The sequence below is a fragment of the Nonomuraea sp. MTCD27 genome (assembly GCF_041950495.1).
Taxonomy (GTDB): domain Bacteria; phylum Actinomycetota; class Actinomycetes; order Streptosporangiales; family Streptosporangiaceae; genus Nonomuraea.
Window position 1 is genome coordinate 18,515 of sequence record NZ_JBGNUW010000041.1, and the last position, 21,476, is coordinate 39,990.

The window sequence follows — 21,476 nt, forward strand, 5'->3', positions numbered from 1 at the left end:
TGATCTTCCAGCGTACTCCCGGCGCGTGGGACAGGAGAGACCGTATTTGTCGGTGAGAGCTGTTAGCTTGCTGCGACATGCGGATCCTGCACACCTCCGACTGGCATCTGGGGCGCTCCTTCCATCGCGAGAGCCTGCTCGCGGCGCAGGCGGCGTTCGTCGACCACCTGGTGGAGACGGTGCGGGCCGAGCGGGTCGACGTGGTGGCGGTGGCCGGCGACGTCTACGACCGGGCGCTGCCCCCGGTGGACGCGGTGGCCCTGCTCGACGAGGCGCTCGGGCGGCTGCGCGGGGCCGGGGCTCGGGTGGTGCTGATCAGCGGCAACCACGACTCGGCGCTGCGGCTGCGGTTCGGCTCGGCGCTGTTCGAGGCCGCCGGGGTGCACGTGCGCACCACGCCGGACCAGTCCTGGGAGCCGGTGCTGGTCGACGACGTGGCCTTCTACGGCATCCCCTACCTGGAGCCGGAGCTGGTGCGGGCGGCCTGGGAGCTGCCCGACCGCGGCCACACCGCCGCGATCACGCACGCGATGACGCGCATCAGGGCCGACGCGGCCCGCCACCGCGCCTCCGTGGTGCTGTCCCACTGCTTCGTGACGGGCGGGCAGGCCAGCGACAGCGAGCGCGACATCAGCGTGGGCGGGGTGGCCCACGTGCCGCTGACGGCCTTCGACGGGGTCGACTACGTCGCGCTCGGGCACCTGCACGGCCGGCAGCGCATGTCGGAGACCGTGCGCTACTCGGGCTCGCCGCTGGCCTACTCCTTCTCCGAGGTGGGCCACGTCAAGGGCTCGTGGCTGGTCACGCTGGGGGAGGAGGCCGACTTCGTGCCCGCCCCCGTGCCCCGCCCGGTCGGCCGGCTGCGCGGAGACCTCGACGACCTCCTGGCCGACCCCGCATACACCCGCTACGAGGACCACTGGCTCCAGGTGATCCTGACCGACGCCGTCCGCCCCAAGTCCGCCATGGACCGGCTGCGCGCCCGCTTCCCCCACACCCTCGCCCTCTCCTTCGACCCGGTCGGCGCCGCCCCCGCCGCCCAGCCGGTGGCCGTCAGCGGGCGGCCGGAGGCGGAGGTCGCCCTCGATTTCGTCCGGGAGGTGCGCGGCGAGCCTGCCGCACCTGAGGAGGAAGACCTGCTAAGACAGGCCATCGAGGCATCGAGGGTGAAGGAGACGATGGCGTAGATGCGGCCGCACCGGCTTTCGCTGACGGCGTTCGGGTCGTTCCCGGGCACCGAGACGGTCGACTTCGACGCCCTGGCCGAGGCGGGCCTCTTCCTCGTCCACGGCCCCACCGGGGCCGGCAAGACCACGATCCTCGACGCGCTGTGCTTCGCGCTCTACGGCCAGGTGCCCGGGCAGCGCAACAGCGCCCGCAGCCTGCGCTGCGACCACGCCCCGCCCTCGGCCGGGCCGTCGGTCACGCTTGAGGTGACGATCCGCGGCCGTTTACTGCGCATCCAGCGTTCCCCGGCCTGGCAGCGGCCGAAGCTGCGGGGGTCGGGGTTCACGGAGGAGAAGTCCAAGGTCGTCCTGTCGGAATGGCGGGGCGCTGACTGGCACGGGCTGACCACCCGCCTCGACGAGGCCGGCGACCTGGTGGGCGGGCTGCTCGGCATGAACGCCGCCCAGTTCTGCCAGGTGGCGATGCTGCCGCAGGGAGACTTCGCCAAGTTCCTGCGCGCCGACGGGGACGAGCGGTCGAAACTGCTGGAGCGGCTGTTCACGGTCAAGATCTTCACCCAGGCCGAGTCGTGGCTGGCCGAGCACCGCAAGCTGGCCTGGCGGGAGGCGCAGGAGCTGCGGCAGCAGGTGGACTTCGCCATCAAGCGGGTGGAGGAGGTCGCGGGCACCGACCTGCCCACCGCCCTGCCCACCGCCCTGGCCCGTCCCACGGAGACCCCTTCCGGCCCGCCCCCACCTGAGACACCGTCGGCCCTCTTCGACTGGCCTGCCTCAGCGGGCAGCGGTCCCGGCCCGCGCGACGGCACCTCCGCCACATCGCATGCCGCGTCCGCCGGCCGGCAGACCGCCATGACCTCGGATGGCGGCGGCGCGCGGGCCGGTGGGCCTGCCACCGGGCTGACAGCCGATGAAGGCGACGGAGACCCCGGCGACGTGCCGACGCCCGACTCCGATCCGTTGCGGTGGGCGGGAGCGCTGCTCGACGCCGCGCGGGCCGTCGTGGCGCGGATGGACGAGGAGCACGCCGCGGCCGGTCAGGCGGTGCGCGGGGCGCGCATGCGCTTCGAGGCCGCCGCCGCCCTGGCCGAGCGTCAGCGCCGCCACGCCGAGGCGCTCACCCTGCGCCGGACCCTCGACGAGCGCTCCGACGAGCGCGCCGACCTGCAGGCCATCCTCGACGACGCGGCCAGGGCGGACCGCGTGGTCCCGCTCATCACGGCGGCCCGGCAGCGCGCGGAGGCCGCCACGAAGGCCCGCACCATGGCCGCCGACGCCCTCGCCCGAGCCCGCCCCCTGCTGACCGCCACCCGCACGACCCCGCAACGCCATGCGGACACCCCCGCCACCGGCCCGGCCACGAGCCCCGGCTCACCTGCCGCGGGCCCCGGTCGGCCCACCGCGGGCCCCGGTTCGCCCACTGCGGGCACCGGCTCGCCGGCCACGGGCATCGGTTCGCCGGCCACGGGCATCGGTTCGCCGGTGGGGAAGGAGCCGTCCGTCGCGGAGCTCGCGGCGTTGGAGCGGCAGCGGCAGGACGAGATCGCGCGCCTGTCGGAGCTGCTCACCGAGGAGGCCCGGCTGTCCGTCGTACGCCGTGACCTGCTCCGCGTCGAGGCCGAGCTGGCCGAGCTGGTCGGTGCCGACGAGGCCGTGGCCGCGCGGCTGGCCCAGCTGCCCGAGCTCATCGAGCGGGCCGAGGCCAGGCTCGCCGAGGCGCGGCTGGACGCCGCCAGGATCCCGGCCGCCCGCACCGTACGCGACGCCGCCGCCCACCTGATCGAGATCGACGAGGAGCTGGCCCGGCTGGCGGTGGAGCTCGACGCGCTGGCACAGCGCGAGGCCGAGGTGGCCGCCGCCGAGGCCGAGCTGCCCGAACGCATCGCCGACGCCGGAGCCGCCCTGGCCGAGGTGCGCGCGCAGGCGGCGGCCATCCCCGCGGCGGCCGCCGGTCTCGACGCCGCCAGGGCCGCCCTCGACGCCGCCCACCGCCGCGACGCCCTGGCCGCCGAGCTGGAGGTGGCCGTCGCCACCCACCAGGTGCTCGTCGACCAGGCACAGAGCCTGCGGGAGCGCTGGCTCGACCTGCGGCAGGCCCGCATCGACGGCATGGCGGCGGAGCTGGCCCGCGACCTGTCCGACGGGCAGCCGTGCGCGGTCTGCGGCTCCGAGCACCACCCCCACCCGGCCTCCCCGGCGCCGAGCGCCCCTTCCCCCGACGACGAGCACGAGGCCGAGACCGCCCACGAAGCCGCCCTCGCCGAGCGCGAGGCCGCCGAGCGGGGCCTCGCCTCGCTGGAGTCCCGGCACGCCGCCGCCGTCGAGACCGCCGGTGACCTCGACGTGGACACGGCCGGGGCGAGGGTGGAGCAGGCCGAGGAGGAGGTGGCCCGCCTCCGGGCGGTGGCCGACCGCGAGCCCGCCCTCACGGCCGCGCTCGAACGCGTGGAGACCGAGCGGGAGCAGGTCCGCGACCAGGCCAAGGAGCTCGCCGAGACCCTGGCCGCCCACCGCGCCCACCACCGCCACCTGCGGTCGGAGCGCGCCCGCGGCCACGCCCAGCTCGCCCAGGCGGGTGCGGCCGGGGACGCCCGGTTCGCCGCCGAGGGCGCGAGCGGCGCCGAGGTGGACGGGGCCGCGGTGCTGGCGGCGGCGGAGCGGGAGCTGCGGAGGCTGGAGGGGTCGGCGGGCCAGGAGCCGGCGCTGGCCCAGGCGGCGGCCGGGCTCAGTCGGGAGCGGCAGGAGCTGGAGGAGCGCGGTCGCCGGGTGGCCGCGCGGCTGGCGGCGTGCCGCACCCGGCACGAGGAGCTGAGCGGGGACGCCGGGCGGCTCACCGCGCGGCTCGACGCGGCGCGCGGCGGCGACGACACGCTGACCGCCCGTCTGTCCAGGCTCAACGACGAGGCCGAGCTGCTGCGCGAGGCGCTGGAGGCCACGCAGGCGGCGGTGGCGGCCCGGGACGAGCTGGCCAGGGCCAGGGCAGTGGCCGAGGAGGCGGCGGCCGAGGTGGGGTTCGGGGACGTGCGGGAGGCGGAGGCCGCCTACCGGAGCGTGGCCGAGCGGGAGGGCAAGGCGGAGCTGCTGCGCAGGCTGGACGACGAGCATGCCGCCGTCAGCGGCGTGCTGGCCGATCCCGAGCTGGTGGCCGCCGCCGCGGAGCCCGCGCCGGACCTGGCGGCGGTCCAGGCCGAGCGCGACGTGCTGGAGGAGACGTACACGCGGTTGTCGAGCGCCCGCGACCGGGCGGCGGCCAGGGCGCGGCGGCTGGAGGAGCTGCACGCCGAGCTGTCGGCCCACATCGAGCGCTGGCGGCCGGCGGCCGACCGGCACCGGCTGGCCGAGCGGATGGCGGCGCTGGCCAGCGGCACCTCCGGCGACAACCAGTGGAGCATGAGCCTGTCGTCGTTCGTGCTGGGCGAGCGGCTGCGGCAGGTGGTGGACGCCGCGAACGAGCGGCTCGACCACATGTCGGCCGGCCGCTACCTGCTGCGGCACGACCTGCGGAAGACGGCGGGCTCCCGGGGGCGCGCGGGCGGCGGGCTGGGGCTGCGTGTGGCCGACGGCTGGACCGGCGTCGACCGCGACCCGGCGACCCTGTCCGGGGGCGAGAGCTTCGTCACCTCCCTGGCCCTGGCGCTCGGGCTGGCCGACGTGGTCACGGCCGAGGCGGGCGGCGCGGAGCTGGGCACGCTGTTCGTGGACGAGGGGTTCGGCACGCTCGACGAGGACACGCTCGACAGCGTGCTGGACATCCTCGACGGGCTGCGGGACGGCGGGCGCGCCGTGGGCATCGTCAGCCACGTGGCCGAGCTGCGGTCGAGGATCACGGCGCAGCTCAGGGTCACCAAGACCCGTACGGGATCGACGGTGAGCGCGGTGGGAGTCGGCTGAGCGGCTTGGCGCTACCCTGGACCGCGCCGAGATCTACGAAGGAGCTGGCCGAAATGCGCGTCGTCGTCACCGGAGCCCATGGCAAGGTCGGCAGGGCGGCCGTCAACGCCCTGGTCGAGGCGGGTCACGAGGTGACCGCCACGGACCTCACACGTCCGGTCTGGGAGCGGCACGACCCGGGCACCCCCCGCTACGTGCAGGCCGACCTGACCGACGCGGGAGAGGCGTTCGCCGTGACGCGCGGGGCCGAGGCGGTGGTGCACGCCGCGGCCATCCCCGACCCCACCGCCCACCCGCCGCAGGTGGTGTTCCAGAACAACCTGATGGCCACGTTCAACATGATCGAGGCCGCGGTGCGGTTCGGCGTCCCGCGGTTCGTGAACATCTCCAGCGAGACCGTGCCCGGGTTCTTCTTCCCGGAGCGGCCGTTCCTGCCCGACTACGCGCCGGTGGACGAGGAGCACCCGATCCGGCCGCAGGACCCGTACGCGCTGGCCAAGCACTTCGGCGAGCAGCTCATGGACGCCGCGGTGCGCCGCTCCGACATCAGGTGCATCTCGCTGCGGCCGAGCTGGGTGCAGCACGAGGGCAACTACGAGCGCAATCTAGGCCCGCAGATCCGCGACGCCGCCCAGATCGGGGCGGGGCTGTGGAGCTACATCGACGTGTACGACCTGGCGGACGCGATCGTGCTGGCCGCCGAGTCCGACCTGCCCGGCCACGAGGTGTTCTACATCGCCTCGCCGGACAACGCGGGCGGGCACGACTTCGCCGAGGCGCTGCGCCGATACCACGGCGACCGGATCGAGCTGCGGCCGCTGGCCCGCCCCGACGCCTCGGGCATCTCCTGCGCCAAGGCCCACCGCCTGCTGGGCTGGGCTCCGAAGCGGTCGTGGCGCGACTACCTCGACGAGGACGGCCACGCCCGCCAGAGGTGAGCGTCAGGGGCAGGGGTGGTAGCGCAGCCAGACCAGGCCGTCGGGCAGGCTCTGCGCGGCGACCAGGGTGAGCGGCGCGGCGGCGGGGTGATCGCCCCACCAGCGGCGGGTGGCACCGTCGCCGGCCAGGCACGGGTGGACGAGCAGGCTGACCTCGTCCACCAGCCCGTCCGCCATGAGAGCGCCGATGAGCCCGCCGCCGCTGTCCACCCGTACGACGCCGATCCGGTCCTCGCGGCCGAGCGTGCGCAGTGCCCCGCCCAGATCGACGCGTTCGGCGCCCGTGACGAGCTCCCGCACCTCCCGGCCGGGCGGGCGCGGGGGAGTGTCGCGGCAGTGCAGGGCCACGACGCCGGACCAGTGGCCGGCCGCACGCAGCGCGTCCCAAGCGCTGACCCGGCCGCGGCCGTCCACGACGGCCAGCAGCGGTCCGTCCGCGGCCGGTCCGGGCCGCTCGGCCGTGGCCAGGGCCGGCTCCTGGGCGAGGATGGTGTCGGCCCCGGCCAGGGTGAGGTCTTCCTCCCAGGTCCGGGCGAGCTGGTAGAAGCCGGCGACATCCGGCTGGAATCCCGTGGTCGCTCCGTCCAGGGAAACAGCGACGTGCGCTACCACGTAGGGGCGTTCCGTACCTGAAGGCATGGCCTCACGCTACTCAACGCGGCCGATCAGTCGAGGGAGCCGATCAGGTCGGGCAGTGCGGCGGGGTGGTGGAAGAGCGTCGCGCCCAGGCCCGTCAGGCGGGAGGCGGGGGTGAGGCCGCCGGCGAAGGCCAGGCAGCGCATGCCCGCGCTCACCGCCGCCGCCACCCCGAACGGGCTGTCCTCCACCACCACGCAACGCTCCGGCTCGGCCCCCATCGTGGCCGCGGCGTGCAGGAACAGGTCGGGCGCGGGCTTGCCCCTGGCCACGTCCTCGGCGCTGAACACCCGCCCGGCGAACCGGTGAGCCAGCCCGGTCAGCTCCAGGCTGCGGCGGATCGTGGTGTGGCGGCCGTTGGAGGCCACGCAGGAGGGGATGTCGAGGGCGTCGAGCGCGTCCTCGATGCCCTCGATCGCGCACAGCTCGGCCTTGACGGCGGCCGCGAAGTCGAGATTGACCTGCTCGCGCCAGCCCGGCGGCGTCTGGCCGACCTGCTCCTCCCAGTATTCGGGAGTGCAGCCGACGAAGCGCTCGGCGTACTCGGCCTCGTCGATCGTCCAGCCCAGGCGGCGCAGCGCGGCTGTGCCCACGCGTACGGCGATGGGCTCGCTGTCCACGAGCACCCCGTCACAGTCGAAGATCACCAGTTCGACGGCCAAGTCATGTTCCCTCCAGGTATGTGAAACGTAACATTGCGCAGGTGGTAGCGTCTTCGTACCACTTCACAAGACGCTAGTCCGCATAGTGAGACCTGTATGACGACCTCCCCCCTGACCGCGGCGCCGAGCAGGACGAGGATCGCGGCCGCCAGCCTCATCGGCACCGCGATCGAATTCTATGATTTCTACATCTACGGCACCGCGGCGGCCCTGGTGCTCAACACCGCGTTCTTCCCCGGCATGGACCCGGTGGCGGGCAGCCTGGCGTCGTTCTCGACGTTCGCCGTGGCGTTCATCTCCCGGCCGCTCGGCTCGGCCGTGTTCGGGCACTGGGGCGACCGGGTCGGCCGCAAGTCCATGCTGGTCGTGTCGCTGCTGGTGATGGGGCTGTCCACGGTCGCGATCGGGCTGCTGCCCGGCTACGCGGCGATCGGCGTGCTCGCGCCGGTGCTGCTCGTGCTGCTGCGCTTCACGCAGGGCATCGGCCTCGGCGGCGAGTGGGGCGGCGCGGCGCTGCTGGCCACGGAGCACGCGCCGCCGGGCAAGCGCGGCCTGTACGCGATGTTCCCGCAGCTCGGCCCGTCGGCCGGGTTCATCGTGGCCAACGGACTGTTCCTCATCCTCGGCGAGGTGCTGAGCGACGAGCAGTTCCAGGGGTGGGGCTGGCGGCTGCCGTTCGTGGCGAGCCTGCTGCTGGTGATCGTCGGCCTGTACGTACGGCTGAAGATCTCCGAGACCCCCGTCTTCAAGGAGGCCATGGACCAGCACCGGATCGCCAAGGTGCCGTTCGCCGGGCTCATGCGGCACCAGTGGCGGCGCGTGCTGCTCGGCGCCGGCGCCATGACCATCGCCTACACCCTCTTCTACACCGCCACCACCTACTGCCTGGCCTACGGCACCACGACGCTGGAGATCCCGCGGACCACGATGCTCGGCCTGACCATGGTCGGGGTGCTGTTCATGGCGGCGGGCACGGTGGTCTCCGCCATGGTGTCCGACCGGCTGGGCCGCCGCCGCACGCTGATCGCCGGGACGGCCGTGGCCATCGCGTGGGGGCTGGTGATGTTCCCGCTGATGGAGACGCGCTCGGTCGCCCTGGTCGGGCTGGCGCTGACCGGGGCGCTCGCGCTGATGGGGTTGATCTTCGGGCCGATGGGGGCGTACCTGCCGGAGCTGTTCAGGACCGAGTACCGCTACAGCGGCGCGTCCGTCGCCTACAGCCTCGGCGGCGTGCTCGGCGGCGCGGTGCCGCCGCTGGTGGCCACGAGCATGCAGGCGAGCGGGCTCGGCGTAACGGCGGTCGGCGGGTACGTCTCCGCGATGGCCCTGCTGAGCCTGCTCTGCCTGCTCGCCCTGCCGGAGACGGGCGACCGGACGTTGTGACCACGTCCGGCCCTTCCGGCTGGACCTGCCGCGGAAATCTTCCTCGGCGGTTTCCCGGCAGATGTCACAAAACGCTGGCCCTGTCGTGTCCTTGTGGCGGAAAGCCCGAAAGGAGACAGGGCAATGAGGAAGCACATTCTGATCGTCGGTGGCGGATATGTCGGCATGTACGCCGCCAGGGGGCTGCGCAGGCTCATCCGTTCCGGTGAGGCGCGCGTCACTGTGGTGGATCCCCGCGGCTACATGACCTACCAGCCGTTCCTCGCCGAGGCGGTCGGCGGCTCGATCGAGCCGCGCCACGTGGCCGCCCCGCTCGGACAGGTGCTCAAGGGCGTGCGGGTGCTGACCGGGCGCGTCACGCGGGTGGACCACGGGGAGCGCACTGCCGAGTTCCAGCCGCCGCAGGGCCCGGCCAGGACGATCCCGTACGACATCGTCGTCATGGCGGCCGGCTCGATCACCCGCGCGCTGCCCATCCCGGGGCTGGCCGAGCACGCGGTCGGCTTCAAGACCATCGGCGAGGCCGTGCACCTGCGCAACCACGTGCTGGCCCAGCTCGCCGCGGCCACCTCCACCGACGACGAGCGGGTGCGGCGCAGGGCGCTGACGTTCGTGGTGGTCGGGGGCGGGTTCGCCGGCGTCGAGGCGCTGGCCGAGATGCAGGGGCTGGCCGACGAGGCCCTGCGCTACCAGGACGGGATCGAGCCCGGCGACCTGAGCTGGACCCTGGTCGAGGCCAACAACGGCATCCTGCCCGAGCTGCACGGGAACCTCGGCCGCTGGACCGTGGACGCGCTGCGCAAGCGCGCCGTGGACGTGCGGCTCGGCGCCCGGCTGACCTCGGCGGCCGGCGGGGTGGCGGTGCTCTCGGACGGGACCGAGCTCGACGCCGGCACCCTGGTGTGGGCGGCGGGCGGGCGGCCGAGCCCGCTCGCGGCGGCCAGCGGGCTGCCGGTGGACCGCATCGGGCGGATCACCGCGACCGAGTACCTCACGGTGGCGGGCGTCGCCGACGCGTTCGCGGCCGGTGACGGCGCCGCCGTGCCGGACCTGACCCGGCCGGGGGAGTTCACCGCGCCCAACGCCCAGCACGCGGTACGGCAGGGCAAGCTGCTGGGCCGCAACCTGGTCGCGTACGTGCGGGGCCAGCGGCTCAAGGCGTACCGGCACGTCTACCTCGGCTCGGTCGCCGGGCTCGGCCACCGCCAGGGGGTGGCCCAGGTGCACCGGATCAAGCTCACCGGCTTCCTCGGGTGGCTGGCGCACCGGGCGTACCACCTGGGCTGGGTGCCGACGGCGCGTAACAAGGCGGCGGTGCTGGCCGACTGGGCGCTGGCCTCGCTCTTCCGGCGCGGGACCGTACGGCTGGAGGCGATCGAGCACGCGGACGAGGACTTCCGCCAGGCCCTGGCCGCCGAGCAGCCCGGCCCCCTGCCCGCCCAGGCCCCCGCCCAACCCGCCCAGCGCCCCGGCCCTCAGCCTGCCCAGCGCCCCGGCCCTCAGCCTGCCGAGCGGTCTGGTCCTCAGCCTGCCGAGCGGCCCGGCCCTCTGGGCGCCGGGCGGCGTGGCCCGGAGGTTCACCGGCCTCCCGCCGCGTGAGCGTCAGGCGTAACCGGGGAACATCAGCGACAACTCACGCGGGTAGGCCGCGATCAGGCGCAGCTCGTCGTCCGTGAGCGGCCTGCCCGTCATCGCGTTGCAGAGCTGGACCAGCCGGAACGACAGCTCCTCATCGGCCACCTCGACCCCGAGGCCGTCCATGACGTGCCGGAACCCGGCCTTGCCGCCGTACTCGCCGGTCAGCACCACCCGGCCCGGCCGCGCGTGCCAGTCCTCGGGGAACGGGCCCAGCGTCGCCTCGTCGTACAGCTCGTAGTTGCCGTGGTCCTTCAGCGCGCCGTCGGCGTGGATGCCCGACTCGTGCGCGAACGCGTTGCGCCCCACCCCGACCTGGTTGTACGGCAGCGGCTGCCCCAGCGCGTAACTCGCCCACAGCCCGAACCTGCGCGCCCACGCCAAGTTCAGCGCGTCTCCGATCTCGGCCCCGTCGAGCCCGAACCCGTGCCGGAACGCCAGGATCGTCGAGAGCAGGTCGGCGTTGCCGGAGCGCTCGCCGATGCCGTTCACGCAGGTGTTGATCCACGCGTCCTGCCCGGCGTCCAGGTCGCCGAGCGCGCCCGATACCGAGTTGGCCACGGCCATGCCCAGGTCGTTGTGGCAGTGGGTCTCGACCGGCATCGAGGTGCCGGCGGCCAGCTTGGCGAAGCGCTCGCGGATCCGGTCAGGCGTGTCGCCGCCGATCGTGTCGCAGTAGCGTACGCGGTCGGCGCCCGCCTGCTTGGCCGCCAGCGCGAACTCCAGCAGGAACCCGTCGTCGGTACGCGAGCCGTCCTCGGCGTTCACCCCCACCGTCAGCGCCCCCGCGTCCTTGGCCACGCGGACCGCGGCGGTCATCTCCCTGATGATCGCGTCCCGGTCCAGGCGGCCCCGGAACTTGTTCTGGATCATGTAGTCGGACGTCGAGATGGACAGGTTGTAGTGCTTCAGGCCGAGCGGCGCCGCCTTCTCCACGTCCTGCGGCACGCCCCGGCACCACCCGGACAGCCTCAGCTCCCCGAACGCTCCCGCCTCGCTCAGCGCGACCTGCGCCCTGACGTACGGGACCTCGTGGAAGAGGAAGGGGAAACCGATCTCGGACTGCGTCACCCCGAGCTTGGCCAGATAGAAGTTGACCATGGTCTTGCCGAACTTCGACAGCCCGGTGCGCGCGGTCTGCACGCCGTCCCGGTTGGTCACGTCGAGGAAATGGATTTTGGGCATGCCTCCACGTTGACATGCGCATTCAACGTGTATCAATATTGATTTTCGTCAACATGGAAGGCGTGGGTGCATGGTGGAGTGGATCGACGCGGCCACGGCGTCGGAGCGGCTCGGGGTGAAGCCCGCCACGCTCTACGCGTACGTGAGCCGGGGCGTGCTGAGCCGTCGGCACAGCGACGACGGGCGACGCAGCCTCTTCTCGGCCGAGGAGATCGAACAGCTGGCCCGCCGAGGTCGCCCGCGCAGCCAGCCGCCGGAGCTGGTCATCGAGTCCGCCCTGACGGCCCTGGGCGTGGACCGGCCGTACTACCGGGGCATCGACGCCCTCAGCCTGGCCCGTACGACCCCGTTCGAGACGGTGGCGGAATGGTTGTGGACAGGCGACCGCACCCTCTGGCACACCCCCCGCCCGTCTCAGAGCGGCCCCCCGGCCGCCCACGACGGCACACCACCGGTGCAGCCGCACGCCCGCGAGACCGCCCCGTCCAGTGGCCCGCACGCCGGCGACGGCAGGCCACCTGAGCGGTCGCGCACCCCCGAGGCCGGCAGGCCGACCCTGCGGCCGGCCACCGACGACGCCGAGCCGTCCGTGAGGTCGCGCGCTGGCGGCGACGGTGGGCGGCCTGCGCAGTCGGGCATCCCCGGCGCCGACCGGCCATCCGTGCCGCCGGGCACTCCCGAAGGCAGGGGGCCGTCGGACACCCCCGAAGGTGGGGGGCCGTCAGTGCCGTCGGGAACCCCCCAAGGTGAAGGACCGTCGGTGCGGTCGGGAACCCCCGAAGGCGACGGGGCAGCAAGGGTGTGGGGTTCTGAGGTGTGGCGGTGTGAGCCCGAGGAGGGGCTGCGGGCCGCCGTCGCCGCCCAGCGCGGCCTGCCCGCCGACCTCCTGCCCCTCGACCGCCTCCAGGTGGTCACCACGGTCCTGGGCGCGTCCGACTCCCTGCGCTACCAGCTCGACCCCGCCTCGGTCGCCGCCACCGGCCGCCGCCTGATCGCGGGCCTGGTGGACGCGCTCCCCCTGGTCGGCGACCCGCCGCAGGGCGGCTCGATCGCCGAACGCCTGTGGCCCCGCCTGTGCCCCCACCCCGCCACCCCGGCCCTGCTCGGAGCGCTGCGCGCCGCCCTGGTCCTGCTCGCCGACCACGAACTGGCCGCCTCGACCTTGGCCGCCAGGGTCGCCGCCTCCGCCAAGGCCGACCCGTACGCCGTGGTCCTGACCGGCCTCGGCGTGCTCGGCGGCCCGCTGCACGGCGGCGCGGCGTACGGCGCCGAACGCCTGCTGGCCGAGATCGCCGAGCCCGGCCAGGCCGCCCGCGCCATCGCCGAGCGCGTACGGCGTGGCGAGCGCATCCCCGGCTTCGGCCACAGTGTCTACAAGAACGGCGACGGCCGCGGCGGTCTCCTGCTCGACCTGGTCAGGGACGCCGCGCCCGGACACGAGCGCATCGCCGCGGTGGACGCCGTGCTGGACGAGATGCGCCGACGCCGCCTGCCCGACCGCAACATCGACTTCGCCCTCGCCGCCCTCGCCGCCGTCACCGGCATGGTGAGCGGCGCGGGCGAGGCGATCTTCGCGGTGGCCAGGGTGGCGGGATGGCTGGCACACGCGATGGAGGAGTACGAACGCGGCTCCCTCCTCCGCCTGCGCGCCTCCTACACGGGCCCGCCGATCGCTTGAACCCGCCTGCCAAGCCGCCAACCACGCCCCCGGAGGCCTCACGTGAGGGCCGGTGCGGGCGGCACGCCCCGGTCGACGTACGCGGACAGTGCCCGCACCCGCTCGGCGTGCTGGTCGTGCCCGACGATCACCGGCGGCTCGTTGTACGGCATCGCGTCCGACGACCGCCGCAGCTTGATGTACTGCCCGCAGGCGTCGATCGCGTACGGCTCCATGTCGTCCTGCAGCGCCCCGATCACCGTGATCCCGTACGTCTCCCCGATCCGCCTGAACAGCGCCACCGCCTCCCTGCGGTGCTCCTTGCCCAGGTTGCGGCCCAGCTCGTCGAGCACCAGGCACAGGTGCCCGCCCCCGGACGAGGCGATGGCCGCCGCGCACACCAGCTTGACGGCCTTCTCGTCCATGAGCGCCGTGTTGGCCCGCCGGTTGTACGGCACGAACCCCTGCCCCTCGCCGCGCCGCCACTTCGGGGTCACCCGCCACTGCCAGCGCTGCTCGGGATCGGCGGGCGCGGGCGGCACCGGGAACTCCAGCGTCGCCCCGTAACCTCCGTACGACGTGTCGAGCTTGTCGAACTCCTCGGCCACCCGAGTGAGCCGCGCCTTGATCGCCGCCGTCAGCGCCGCCCGGTGCACGGCCGTCGACTGGGCCGCCTCCTCCGCGCCCCTGGCCGCCGCCGCCAGGTCGCGCTGCCGGGAGACGATCTGCGCCTCGATCTGCCGCCGCTGGTGCCGCTCATATTCCTCCTGCCCCCGCAGGTACGACGCCAGCGACCCGCACACCGCCGCGAACGTCGCCTGCTCGCGCGCCGTGCTGCCCTCCCGCTCGCTCAGCAGGAAGCGCAGCTCCTCCGGGACCTCCGCCTCCTCCTCCGGGAACGTGTCGCGCAACGCCTGGTCGAGGTGGCGCTCGGCGATCCGCCACCACTCCTCGGCCGCGCGGGGCCGCTCGTCCTCGGGCAGCGCGGCGAGCCATTCGCGGGCGGTCTCGGTCGTGCCGCCCCAGTCGGCGGCCAGCGCGGCCAGCTTGAGCGCCTCCCGCTCCGCGCCGACCTTCGTCTCCTGCTCGCGCGCCTGGGCCCGCTCGGCCTCGTGCCGCTGCCGGCGGCCCTCCAGCCGCTCGATCTCCATGTCCCTGGTACGCGCCCGGAAGTCCAGCGAGCCCGCCTGCCGCTCGGCCTCGGCGACCTTCGGGGCCAGCTCTTCGATGGCCGCGTTCAGCTCGCCGAGCCTGGCCCGCCGCTCGCCGAGCTTCGCCTCCAGCTCGGCCAGCCGCACCCCGGCCCTGGCCCCCTCCAGCCGCCGCTGCGCCTCCGCGACGGCCTCCTCCCCATCGCGTACGGCCTGCGCGGCGCTCTCCTGAACGTCCTTGGCCCGGTTGAGCCGCTGCTCAGCGGCCTTGATCCGGGCCTCCCGCCCGGTCGCCACCCCGTCGAAGGCCCCGACGACGCTCACCCCGGCCGCGCTGACCAGCACGGACCCCGGCAGACCGGCCAGGGCGGAGGCGGCGGCGTCGAGCTGCGCGGCATCCACGATCACCGCATGCTCGTTCGGCCACCCCCGCAACTCCCCGATCGCCACGGCCCCGGAACCGGCGACCCGCGCGCCGCCGTCAGCCGTGGCGGGTGCGGCGGCCTGCGCCTTGCCGTAGCGCGCCCTGAGCACCTCACCCAGCGCCTGCCCGCCACCTTCGCCATCAGCGCCACCGCCGTCGGTGCGGAGGTGGGTGGAGGAGGGGGTGTGGGCGGCGTCGCGGGCCTGCTCGGCCACGTCGAGCGCGTCGAGCAGGCCGGTCGCGCCGATCCCCGCCGCCGCCAGCGCGTTGAGCTGTGCCGCTGCGGGTCCGCCCTCGGCGTCGTCCAGCGCCGCCTGCGCCGAGGACACCTCCCGGTCGGCCACCCCGAGCGCCTTGAGCGACTCGTTGAGCCGCAGGCGTACCTCGCCCAGCTCCCTCTCCGCCGTGGGCACGTCGCGCCCGTCCGCGAACCGGCGGGTCTCCTCCAGCGCCGGGATCAGCCCGCGCAGCTCGTCGGCGGAGTTCTCCGCCACGGCGCGGTCGGCGTCGAGCTTGGCCGCCCGCGCCTGCATGGCCGTCAGCTCCTTGCGGGCCTGCGAGACCTGCCGGTCGAGGGTGTCCTCCCGCAGCGTGCCGATCTCCGCCTTGACCATGGCGATCGCCTCGGCGGCCGCCTCGCCGGCCGCGCGGTGCCGCTCCAGGTCGGCGGCCAGCGTCTCGTCCTTGCCCGCGGCGTCGGCCAGCTTGCGCGCCTGCCGCCCGCGCCAGCACCGCAGCGCGTCCGCCAGCCGCACCCGCGCCTGGTCCCGCCGGTCGAACGTGCTCAGCAGCGCCTTCGACTCCGCCTCGAACTCGGCCAGCCGGTCCGCCGCCTGCGCCGCGCGTACGCGCTTGGCGTGCTCGTCGCGCCGGGCCTCGCGCTCCTGCTCCAGCTCGGCGTCCAGGCCGGTGAGCGCGGCGATGGCCTCGAAGACGCGCTCGGGGGAGATCTCGTTGAGCGGCTGGGAGAGCAGGTTGGTGGCGACCTTGCTGCGTACGGAGGTGGACAGGAACGACACGCACCTGACCCGGTCGCCGTAGAGCACCTTGGTCAGGTCGCGGGCCACGACGTCACGCCGCCCGGCCGACTTCGGCAGCGACGCCCAGATCTCGTCCGCCCGCGCCACCCGCTCGGCCTCGGACGGCGACGCCGCCAGATGCACCCCGTCCCGCCAGCGGATCTCGAGGTGCGGCGCCTCCTGGTTGACCTTCAGCCACACGGTCAGGGCCCCGCCGGAGGTGTCAGGCACCTCGAACAGCTCTCCCCCCGCCTCCGCGGCGTCCCCGAGCACGAGCTCCGCGCCCGCCCCCTCCCCGGACCCGCCTCCCGGCCCAGGGCCGCCGTCGGCAGCCCCGTCGGCAGCCCCGTCGGCAGGCGGGGCGGGGGCGAAGCCGTCCATGCCGGGCGGGCCGAAGACGCCCACGATGTAACCGTGGTCGGCGCTCGCCCACTGCCGAGCCCCTGCGCCGCTGGCCAGCTCCGCGTTGAACAGCAGCTCCGACACCGCCTTCGCGCCCGAGGCGAAGCGCCACTGCTCGTCACCGAGCAGCGCCGTGATCGAGGCGATGAACGACGACTTGCCCGCCCCGTTGGAGTCCTTGGGCCCCGCGCCCGCCACCACAATGAGCGTGCCGGGGACGGTGGGCACCGGATGGGTGGACAGCCGTGAGATGTTGACCGCCTGCACGGCGATCAGCACCCGGTCCCCGACGACGTTCTCCACCTGCGACACCTCTTACCCCCGTAACCCTTCCATCCGTGTTCAACGCCGGCCTGCCCGTCACCGGGCAGATCTTCGAGCCAGTACGGCGGCCGCCAGCGGCGTGCTCGGCCCCGCCGCCAGGATCAACTCCTCCTGCAGCCGCCGCCGCGCGGCCGGGGTGAGCCGGTGGAACTGCGGCCCCGGCACGTAACCGCCCGCCTCCTCACCTGCCTTCACCTGGCCGAGCAGCCCCGCGTGCCGCAACGTCCGCAGCGCCGCCTCCAGCTCGCCGATGGGGAGCTGGGTGTGGCGGCGCAGCTCGTCGACCGGCGTGGGGTGCGGCGACAACCATGAGTCCTCGGGCAGCAGCCCCTCGGCCCTCGGGATGGCGACGGAGTGCACGAGCACGAGCGCCAGCACCGCCCGCTCGCTCACCCCGAGCCGGGTGCCCGCCGCCGCTTCGGGCGCGCCGATGCGGGCGGCGACGGTGTCGGCGTAGCCGGAGGTCCAGCGGTCGCGGTGCTGGATCAGCGTACGGCCGCGCCTGGCCAGCATCTCGCCCAGCGTGTGGCGCAGCGCCGGGTCGCGCAGGGCGGCGAACCGCACCTCCTGCACCGGCTCCGCCGCATGCTCGACCACCATGAACGCCGCCACCAACTCGGCCCGCCGCCGCTCGTCGTATCCGCCCAGCAAATCGTCGAACTCGGCCGGCCCCCCTTCGACCCGCCCTCCGGCACCGGCGGCCTCGCCGCCGCCGGTCACCGCCAGAGCCCCGGCAGAGCCGGAGCCGCCACCCGCCGCACCGAGCCCGGATCGGTCGTCCGCGCCGGGTCCGGGGTCGTGATCGTCGTGTGCCGCGGACGGTCCGGGCCGGTCGTCCTCGCCGTCCAGGGGCTGCCCGGGGCCACCGGCCGCGCCGTCCGCGGCGAGGTCGGGACCGGCGGTGCCGCCCGGCGGGGTGAGCCCCGGGCGGGCAGCGGCGATGATGTCGGCGTCGCCGACCACGGTCAGCTCGGGGCGCGCGGGCTCGGGCAGCCGGCGCACCAGCTCCTGCAGTTGCGCGTGCGACTCCACCGGCCACAGGGCGCAGCGCGGCCCGAGGACGACCAGACCGTCGTCCATCACGATCCAGGCGGAGTCGTGCAGCCGCCGCAGCGCGCCGACCGCCCAGTTGCGCATCAGGTCGTCGGTGCGGCCGATCAGCTCGCGATAGGTGTCGAGCACCAGCTCCACGGGCGCCGGAGCCCCGGGCCACGGATCCACGGACAGGTCGGTCCAGCAGCACTTGAGCACCGCCGCCAGGACCCGCCGGGTCTCCCCGGACCGCTCCACGGGGAGCGGCGCCACCTGGTATTCGTCCAGGAGAGAGGGCGTCACCCCGTCGGGCCACCCGGGCAGGGCCTCGCCGGTGGAGTCGGGCCGGGTCAACCGCACCATCCCGGGCGCCGCCGCCACCCCGGCCCCGAGCCGCAGCGGCCCACCGGCCCGCGCCTGAGCATGCGCCAGGGCCCGGGCGCGGGCCTCAGGGTGCTGTTCGTCGGTCATCAGCTGCGCTCCAGGTAGCCGTGCGAGAGCCACGCGGGCTCGCGATCCGGGTCGATCGTCAGCCCGTCCGCCCAGGCCAGCCGATAAGGCAGCTCGGGCCGCAGGTCCACGGTCGTCAGGTCGGCGAGGAGACGGCGCGCCGAGGGCCAGTCGGAGCCGAGCACGTCGCCCAGCGCCACCCGATCGGCCGGCCCGAGCAGCGACTCCGCCACCTGCGCCAGGCGTTCGAGGGCAGCGTTGGGCGAGGAGTCGAGCGCGGACTCCGGCCCCGGATCGGGGAGGTTGGAGCGCGGGGGAGTGGGCTGGGCGGGGGCGGGGCGCGGGGCCTCGTCCACGGCGCGGGCGATGGCGGCCGGGTCGTGCCACGGCGCCGGCGCGTCGAAGACGAACCCGTCGAGCACCGCCGCCAGCCGCTCCCTGGACGCCGTCTGCGCGAACGTGCGCCACGTCTCCGTCGGCAGCAGCGTCAGGTTGCGGGTGGTGCCCGCCGAGTCGGCCAGGCGGCCGGCCGCCCGGCGGGAGGCGTCGCTGTAGGCGTAGATGGCCGCCCGCAGGTCGGTGCAGGTCCGGTCGAGCTCCGGCCAGCGGGTCAGGATCGTGCCGTGCAGTCCCTGCGCCCGCCGCGCGATCTCCTCGGTGCCCCACAGCTTGGGCGCCTGCTCGCGCAGCTCCTCGATCGTGCCCGTGCTGAGCGTGATCAGCTCCAGCGCCCACAGCCGGAAGGCGCGCGCCAGGTTGACCGCGCTCTGCCGGGCCTCCTCCATCGTGGTGCGCGGGTCGGCCACGTTGAGGTCTTCCAGCGCCAGCAGCCGGTGCATCTCCGACTGCCCGCCGTCGTCCATCATCCGCCGGATGAACATCAGCCCGACCACGCTGGTGAACGAGGCCCGGTAACGGAGCTGGTTGGGCTTGGGGAACACCTCGCGGATCGCCCCGAGCCCCTTGAGCACCCGCAGCCGGTTGTCGAACTGGTCGGCCGGGTAGGCCCGGCAGGCGAAGCGCATCTGCTCGTGGGTCAGCCACTCCTCGCCCGCCTCCGCGAACGCCGCGAACAGCGTCTCGGCGATGTCGACCAGGGCCGGGTCGTCGACCACCGCCCCGCTGTCGCGGGCCAGCGCGGCGAACATGCGGCGATAGGTCGACAGGACCGCCTCGTCGGTGAGGACGGAGTCGAGGGTCAGGGGCTGTTCGGACACGGGCACTAAGGTACGGCGTCACACCGACACTCTTGGCACTCGCGCACCACGACGCCCACTGCTACCAGCCAGTACCTACGTGTGAGGGACTGCTGAACGCTAGGGTGATGCCCGATAATACGGGGGCAAACGCTTAGTAATCGTACATACGGGGTGAGTGACGGTGCGCGTGCTCCGAGGCGATCGGATCACGGCGGTGATCGCCGGTGCCGTGGCGGCGATCCTGGTGGCCGCGGCGGCCTGGTTCGGCGTGGGCGTGTCCAGCGCCAACCCCAAGCTGGCCGACGTCGGAGCCTGGCTCTGGACGAAGGCCAGGGGCAAGATCGTGCACGTCAACGGCCTGTCCGGTGAGGTCGACGGCTACCTCGACGACAAGGCGGGCCGCCGGCTGCGCGTCGTGCAGGACGGCGGCAACGTGCTGCTCGTGGACGACGGCACCGGCTACGTCAGCCGCATCGAGCCCAGCCAGCTCAGCGTGGCCCAGACCCGCGACTTCGGGGCGGCCGGGCTGCAGCTCGCGGTGTCCGGCGCCGCCGCGTACGCGGTGGACCCGGCGGCCGGCCGGATCCAGCAGATCGACCCGCTCACGCTCGACTCCGTAGGCTCCCCGGTCACCCTGCCCGGCCCGCTCGGCGCGGCCCGCATCGACAGTGGCGGGCGGCTGTGGGTGCCCGTGACGGCCAAGGGCGAGGTCGTACCGGTCGCCGGGGGCGTGGCGGAGAGCCCGGTCAGGGTGGGCGAGCCCGGCGAGGAGCTGTCGGTCACCATCGCCGGTGACCTGCCCGTCGTGGTCAACACCCGGGCCGCCACCGCCACGATCATCGGCGCGGACGGCGGCATCGGGGAGATCACGCTGCCCAAGGGCGTGGCCCAGGCCGCCAAGGGCGGCGTGCTCACCCCGGCCGCCACCGAGGGCGCCCTGGTGCCGATCCTGACGTCCGGCGACTCGGGGCTGCTCGTGGTGATCGACACCGGCTCCAATTCCGTGCTCAGCACCAAGTTCGCCGTGGACGACCCCGCCCAGCTGGGGGTGCCGCAGGTGCTCGGCTCCAAGGTGTACGTGCCGCACCAGGGCCGCGGCTCGCTGATCGTCTGGGACAGCGCGGCCGGCGGCCAACCGACCACGCTCCAGGTGACCCAGAGGCCGGGCCCGGTGGACGTGTTCGTCAAGGACGGCCTGCTCTGGGCGAACGACGAGAACGGCGACAAGGCCGTCGTCATCGACCCCGAGGGCCGCAAGCACGACGTCGCCAAGGACGACTCCGACGTACCGGGGCCGACCAACACCCCCAAGCCCAAGACGCCGCGCCCCGAGCCCACCAAGACCGAGACCCGGCCCGACCCGGTGCCGGAGCCGGACCCGGACCCGGTCAAGAGCACGGAGCGGCCCCGCCCCACGCCGACGCGCGAGCCCACCAGGGAAGCGAGCCCCAGCCCGACCTCGACCCCGACCCCGTCGGCGAGCGCGCCCTCCGCGCCCGGCGCCGTCAGCGCCAGGTCGGGCCCCGGCAGGGTGACGGTGATCTTCAGCCCGTCCGCCGGTGGCAAGGGCGAGCGGTACACGCTGAAGCCGTCGGGCGAGGGCAGGTCCGTCCCGCAGTCGGTGGACGCGAACGGGCCGTTCCAGTTCGAGTTCACGGGCGGGGACTGCGCGAACGAGTACACGTTCGTGGTGGTCGCGCACTGGCGGGGCGGCGAGGTCGAGTCCGAGCCGAGCCCCGGGGCCAAGCCGTGCGTGGCGCCCGGCTCGCCGACCGGGTTCGCGGCCAAGGCCAAGAACCGGGGCGCCGAGCTGAGCTGGACCGCCCCCGAGGGCGCCGACGACGCCACCACGTACGAGCTCACCGGCGCGGCCACGAACAACGCCATCAAGGGCACCACGTTCACCGTGGACGGCCTGAAGAACAACCAGAAGCACACCTTCAAGCTCAAGGCCAGGAACGCGGCCGGCGAGAGCCCCGACGTGGCCACCACCGAGGTGGACCTGGCCTACCCGAGGCAGCAGTACAAGAACGCCAGCAACGAGGACACCAACACGCTCATCCGCCCGGGGCCGTCGCCCAGCGGGGAAGCTGGCAGGATCCCGCAGAAGGTGTACATCACCCTGACGGTGATCTGCCAGGTCAAGGGCGCCTCGTACACCGACACCTCCACCGGCAGGTCCAGCGACATCTGGAACCGGATCGAGAGCCAGTACGGCAACGGCTACCTGAACGACACCCTGGTGGCGACCCCGGACGGCGGTTTCCCCGAGGGACCGCTCTTCGAGTGCACCGACTGAGAAGG

Annotated in this window: 13 protein-coding genes; 7 read left to right on the top strand and 6 right to left on the bottom strand. The window is 74.2% G+C overall.

What is annotated here, in order from left to right; genetic code table 11:
* Positions 1–77: 77 nt before the first annotated feature.
* Genes ACBJ59_RS59540 through ACBJ59_RS59550 form a run of 3 tightly spaced genes read left to right on the top strand, consistent with a single transcriptional unit; the run spans position 78 to position 6,013 of the window.
* Entirely contained in the window at positions 78–1,187 is a 1,110-nt protein-coding gene (locus ACBJ59_RS59540; protein ID WP_375118797.1) for an exonuclease SbcCD subunit D, read from the top strand.
* A complete protein-coding gene (locus tag ACBJ59_RS59545; RefSeq protein ID WP_375118798.1) occupies positions 1,188–5,075 on the top strand; it encodes an AAA family ATPase in 3,888 nt (1,295 codons plus the stop codon).
* Positions 5,076–5,128: 53 nt separating this feature from the next.
* Positions 5,129–6,013: an NAD-dependent epimerase/dehydratase family protein gene (locus ACBJ59_RS59550; RefSeq protein WP_375118799.1), complete on the top strand. Its 885-nt coding sequence runs from the start codon at positions 5,129–5,131 to the stop codon at positions 6,011–6,013.
* A 3-nt stretch (positions 6,014–6,016) separates the two neighbouring features.
* Here the strand turns inward: ACBJ59_RS59550 and ACBJ59_RS59555 are convergent, their stop codons facing one another.
* A complete protein-coding gene (locus ACBJ59_RS59555; protein WP_375118800.1) occupies positions 6,017–6,652 on the bottom strand; it encodes a dihydrofolate reductase family protein in 636 nt (211 codons plus the stop codon).
* Positions 6,653–6,678: 26 nt separating this feature from the next.
* Entirely contained in the window at positions 6,679–7,311 is a 633-nt protein-coding gene (locus tag ACBJ59_RS59560; RefSeq protein WP_375118801.1) for an HAD family hydrolase, read from the bottom strand.
* A gap of 96 nt (positions 7,312–7,407) precedes the next feature.
* On the opposite strand from ACBJ59_RS59560, the gene ACBJ59_RS59565 reads away from it, so the two are divergent.
* Entirely contained in the window at positions 7,408–8,694 is a 1,287-nt protein-coding gene (locus tag ACBJ59_RS59565; RefSeq protein WP_375118802.1) for an MFS transporter, read from the top strand.
* 123 nt (positions 8,695–8,817) lie between these two features.
* Positions 8,818–10,293: an FAD-dependent oxidoreductase gene (locus ACBJ59_RS59570; RefSeq protein ID WP_375118803.1), complete on the top strand. Its 1,476-nt coding sequence runs from the start codon at positions 8,818–8,820 to the stop codon at positions 10,291–10,293.
* A 3-nt stretch (positions 10,294–10,296) separates the two neighbouring features.
* Here ACBJ59_RS59570 and ACBJ59_RS59575 read toward each other — a convergent pair whose 3' ends face one another.
* Positions 10,297–11,514, bottom strand: coding sequence for a LeuA family protein (locus tag ACBJ59_RS59575; RefSeq protein ID WP_375118804.1), 1,218 nt, complete (start codon positions 11,512–11,514; stop codon positions 10,297–10,299).
* Between the two features lie 70 nt (positions 11,515–11,584).
* On the opposite strand from ACBJ59_RS59575, the gene ACBJ59_RS59580 reads away from it, so the two are divergent.
* A complete protein-coding gene (locus tag ACBJ59_RS59580) occupies positions 11,585–13,192 on the top strand; it encodes a citrate/2-methylcitrate synthase (protein WP_375118805.1) in 1,608 nt (535 codons plus the stop codon).
* A 38-nt stretch (positions 13,193–13,230) separates the two neighbouring features.
* Here the strand turns inward: ACBJ59_RS59580 and ACBJ59_RS59585 are convergent, their stop codons facing one another.
* From ACBJ59_RS59585 to ACBJ59_RS59595, 3 genes are read right to left on the bottom strand one after another with little or no spacing between them, the layout of a single operon-like run.
* On the bottom strand, positions 13,231–16,470 hold the full coding sequence (locus tag ACBJ59_RS59585; protein ID WP_375118806.1) for a chromosome partitioning protein ParA: 3,240 nt from the start codon (positions 16,468–16,470) through the stop codon (positions 13,231–13,233).
* 57 nt (positions 16,471–16,527) lie between these two features.
* Positions 16,528–17,994, bottom strand: a complete 1,467-nt coding sequence (locus ACBJ59_RS59590) for a hypothetical protein (RefSeq protein WP_375118807.1) — start codon at positions 17,992–17,994, stop codon at positions 16,528–16,530.
* Entirely contained in the window at positions 17,994–19,190 is a 1,197-nt protein-coding gene (locus ACBJ59_RS59595) for a hypothetical protein (RefSeq protein WP_375118808.1), read from the bottom strand. The genes ACBJ59_RS59590 and ACBJ59_RS59595 overlap by 1 nt, the downstream gene beginning before the upstream one ends.
* Positions 19,191–19,353: 163 nt before the next feature.
* Between ACBJ59_RS59595 and ACBJ59_RS59600 the strand changes: the two genes are divergently transcribed.
* Positions 19,354–21,471 carry a fibronectin type III domain-containing protein gene (locus ACBJ59_RS59600; protein ID WP_375118809.1) on the top strand — a complete coding sequence of 706 codons (2,118 nt, stop codon included), beginning with the start codon at positions 19,354–19,356 and terminating at the stop codon, positions 21,469–21,471.
* Positions 21,472–21,476: the final 5 nt, after the last annotated feature.

Bases quoted from the DNA above. Each gene is read 5' to 3' on its own strand.
- ACBJ59_RS59570 (WP_375118803.1), top strand. From the start codon at position 8,818: ATGAGGAAGCACATTCTGATCGTCGGTGGCGGATATGTCGGCATGTAC.
- ACBJ59_RS59540 (WP_375118797.1), top strand. From the start codon at position 78: ATGCGGATCCTGCACACCTCCGACTGGCATCTGGGGCGCTCCTTCCAT.
- ACBJ59_RS59580 (WP_375118805.1), top strand. From the start codon at position 11,585: ATGGTGGAGTGGATCGACGCGGCCACGGCGTCGGAGCGGCTCGGGGTG.
- ACBJ59_RS59590 (WP_375118807.1), bottom strand. From the start codon at position 17,994: ATGACCGACGAACAGCACCCTGAGGCCCGCGCCCGGGCCCTGGCGCAT.
- ACBJ59_RS59555 (WP_375118800.1), bottom strand. From the start codon at position 6,652: ATGCCTTCAGGTACGGAACGCCCCTACGTGGTAGCGCACGTCGCTGTT.
- ACBJ59_RS59565 (WP_375118802.1), top strand. From the start codon at position 7,408: ATGACGACCTCCCCCCTGACCGCGGCGCCGAGCAGGACGAGGATCGCG.
- ACBJ59_RS59550 (WP_375118799.1), top strand. From the start codon at position 5,129: ATGCGCGTCGTCGTCACCGGAGCCCATGGCAAGGTCGGCAGGGCGGCC.
- ACBJ59_RS59545 (WP_375118798.1), top strand. From the start codon at position 1,188: ATGCGGCCGCACCGGCTTTCGCTGACGGCGTTCGGGTCGTTCCCGGGC.
- ACBJ59_RS59575 (WP_375118804.1), bottom strand. From the start codon at position 11,514: ATGCCCAAAATCCATTTCCTCGACGTGACCAACCGGGACGGCGTGCAG.